At 68.4% G+C, this 3543-nt stretch carries 2 protein-coding genes; both read left to right on the top strand.

Annotation, left to right across the window (positions count from 1 at the left end; genetic code table 11):
- Positions 1-1358, top strand: a 1358-nt coding sequence (locus tag EJK15_RS68295) for a DNA-directed RNA polymerase subunit beta (RefSeq protein ID WP_476739216.1), incomplete at its 5' end; no start/stop codon positions are given.
- Between the two features lie 390 nt (positions 1359-1748).
- On the top strand, positions 1749-3543 hold a 1795-nt coding region (locus EJK15_RS72395; RefSeq protein ID WP_171075420.1), incomplete at its 3' end, for a PAS domain-containing protein.

The following is a 3543-nucleotide window of genomic DNA, read 5'->3' as shown; positions in this document are numbered from 1 at the left end:
TGCCGTGGGAGGGTCACAACTACGAAGACGCGATCATCCTGTCGCAGCGGCTGGTGCAGGACGACGTGCTTTCCTCGATCCACATCGAGGAGCACGAGGTCGACGCCCGTGACACCAAGCTGGGTCCCGAGGAGATCACCAGGGACATCCCCAACGTCTCCGAGGAGGTGCTGGCCGATCTCGACGAGCGGGGCATCATCCGCATCGGCGCCGAGGTCGTGCCCGGCGACATCCTGGTCGGCAAGGTCACCCCGAAGGGTGAGACCGAGCTGACGCCGGAGGAGCGGCTGCTGCGCGCGATCTTCGGTGAGAAGGCCCGTGAAGTGCGTGACACCTCGCTGAAGGTGCCGCACGGCAAGCAGGGCAAGGTCATCGGGGTGCGGGTGTTCTCTCGCGAGGAGGGCGACGAGCTCCCTCCGGGCGTCAACGAGCTGGTCCGCGTGCACGTGGCCCAGAAGCGTAAGATCACCGACGGTGACAAGCTGGCCGGCCGCCACGGCAACAAGGGCGTCATCTCCAAGATCCTGCCGATCGAGGACATGCCGTTCCTGGAGGACGGCACCCCGGTCGACATCATCCTCAACCCGCTGGGCGTGCCCGGCCGGATGAACGTCGGTCAGGTGCTGGAGACGCATCTGGGATGGATCGCCGCGCGCGGCTGGGACATCTCCGGCATTCGGGAGGCGTGGGCCGAGCGGCTGCGGGACAAGGGCTTCGATCGCGTGGCGCCGCAGACCAACATGGCCACCCCGGTCTTCGACGGCGCCCACGAGGAAGAGATCGTCGGGCTGCTGGGCAACACGGTGGCCAACCGTGACGGTGACCGGCTGGTGCAGCAGAGCGGCAAGGCACGGCTGTTCGACGGCCGCTCCGGTGAGCCGTTCCCGTATCCGATCTCGGTCGGCTACATCTACATCCTCAAGCTGCTCCACCTGGTCGATGACAAGATTCACGCTCGGTCGACCGGCCCGTACTCCATGATCACCCAGCAGCCGCTCGGCGGTAAGGCCCAGTTCGGTGGCCAGCGCTTCGGTGAGATGGAGGTGTGGGCGCTGGAGGCGTACGGCGCCGCCTACGCCCTGCAGGAGCTGCTGACCATCAAGTCCGACGATGTTCTGGGCCGGGTGAAGGTCTACGAGGCCATCGTCAAGGGCGAGAACATTCCCGAGCCGGGCATTCCCGAGTCCTTCAAGGTGCTCATCAAGGAAATGCAGTCGCTGTGCCTGAACGTCGAGGTGCTCTCCAGCGACGGCATGTCCATCGAGATGCGTGACACCGACGAGGACGTCTTCCGCGCCGCGGAAGAGCTCGGTATCGATCTGTCCCGGCGTGAGCCGAGCAGCGTGGAAGAAGTCTGACGGTCCCCATGCGGGACCTGCGGGTGTCGGCCCGCGGCGGTGGTCTTCCAGGGTCATCGCCGCGGTCGCGTCGGCGTCGATCGCCGCTCGTGCCCGATGCGGGCGGTGACGGCGCTCGCCACCGTCCTGGAAGAGCTGACGACCGGAGGCGCGCTGCCCGACGTCCCCGTGGCCGTGTTCGGGGCGATGCTCCTGGACCCGGCGCCGTCGCAGACCTGGCGGCACGACCGGCGGCGGTGTTTGGGTAGTTATACTCTGTACATATCCCCCTATATAGGCAGATTCCTCCCGGATCGGTGCCGCAGACGCGTCCCAGAGCCCGGGCTCCGCAGGATCAACCTTGACCCTGATGGAGACCCTGGTGACGTGGCGAAGGGCAGGGGGATGGGGATGGGCGAACGGCGTGCGCAAGATCTGCGGATCATGTGGGCGGACCAGGTGTCCGAGGAGCGAAAACGGCTGCTGGCGGTGGTCGGTGATGATCTGTGGGGGATCGAGCTCCTGCGGTTCGCGATCCAGCAGGCGGTGGCCGATCTTGCCGGGCTGGGCGGCATGGTGCATCTTGGCAGTCCCGGCTACGGCGGCGGGCTGCGCCTGGTGGTGACCAGCGGGCTGCCCCCGGCTTTCACCCATGCATGGGAGCGCATTGACGGGAACGGCCCGCTCGCCCCGGCGCGCGCGTTCCGGGACGGTGTGTTCGTGCGGGTGTCCATGGCGAGCCTCGTCGATGGGATGCCCGAAGATGGCGCGACGGCGAGCGGACGACCGGACGGGGCCGAAGCCGGATCCTGGTCCTGGTCCTGGCCGGCCGATACGGCGATGGCGGCCGTCCCGCTGCTCGGCCCCGGCGGGCCGGTCGGCACGCTGTCGGTCGTGACGGTCTCCTCGCACGAGCCGTCGGCCGGGCGACAGGGCTTTCTCGACACACTGGGCCGATGGGCCGGCGAGCGCCTGAGCAAGTCCTCCTCACGTCCGCCCGGTTCGACCTTCACGGAGTGGCAGGAGCAGCCCACCGGCTCGCATCTGCAGCAGAACCTGCAGGCGGTCGGCACGTGGGACTGGGACATCCGGACCGGTGATGTCATCTGGAACGAGGCGATGCTCACCGTGCTCGGCGTCGATCCGGACACCTCCGGTGGACGCATCGAGACCTGGACGGGCACCATCCACCCCGAGGATCTGCCGTGGGTGCTGTCCGACATCGACGAGGCGATCCGCACGGGGAGGATGCACAGCACCGAGTATCGGGTGTGCCGCCCGGACGGGACGTCCGGCTGGGTGCGGGTCCGCGGCCGGTTGGTGCTCGATGAGAACGGTGAACCGGCACGCATGATCGGCACACTGTGGGACGTCACCAAGACCCATGACGTTCTGGAGACGGTCACCGAACCGCAGACGCGTAACGCCGAGCGCGCTTCCGCGGAGCGGGCCTCCCATATCAGGCAGTTGACCAGGGCGCTGGCCGAGGCGGTCACCGTTCACGATGTCGTGGACGCCTCCGCCGACCACATCCTGCCGTCGTTCGGCGCCTCCGGACTGATGCTCGCCTTCCTGGAGGGCGACCATCTGCGGCCGGTCGGGTGCACCGGGTATCCAAAGGAGTTCGTCGACCAGGTAGCCCAGATGCCGGCCTCCTGGGGGCTCCCGATCGCCGGGGTCCTGCGGGAGCGCACGCCGATGTTCATCAGCTCGCTCGAGGAGTACATCGAGCGCTACCCCATGGCGGCCGACCTTCCGGCGGCGGAAGGCAAGCAAGCATGGGCCTTCTTGCCGCTGATCGCCTCGGGACGCCCGGTGGGCAGCTGTGTCGTCTCCTTCACCGATCCGCGCCAGTTCACCGGCGAGGAGCGCAACCTGCTCACCGCGCTCAGCGGGCTGGTCGCCCAGGCCATGGAACGGGCCCGCCTGTACGACAGGGAGCACACGCGCGCCCAGGAACTGCAGCGCGGGCTGCTTCCCCGCGAGTTGCCCAGCCTGCCGGCGGTCACCGCCGCGGCCCGCTACCTGCCTGCCGGTAAGGACATGGAGGTGGGCGGCGACTGGTACGACGTCATCTCCCTGTCGGCCGACCGGGTCGCCATAGTCATCGGCGACGTCATGGGGCACGGCGTGGCCGAGGCGGTCACCATGGGCCGCCTGCGCACCGCGGTCCGCACCCTGGCCGACCTGGAGCTGTCCCCCGACG

This window comes from Nonomuraea basaltis, assembly GCF_005893125.1.
GTDB lineage: Bacteria > Actinomycetota > Actinomycetes > Streptosporangiales > Streptosporangiaceae > Nonomuraea > Nonomuraea basaltis.
Note: the sequence above shows the minus strand (reverse complement) of the source record. Positions and strands in the feature narration are given on the sequence as shown.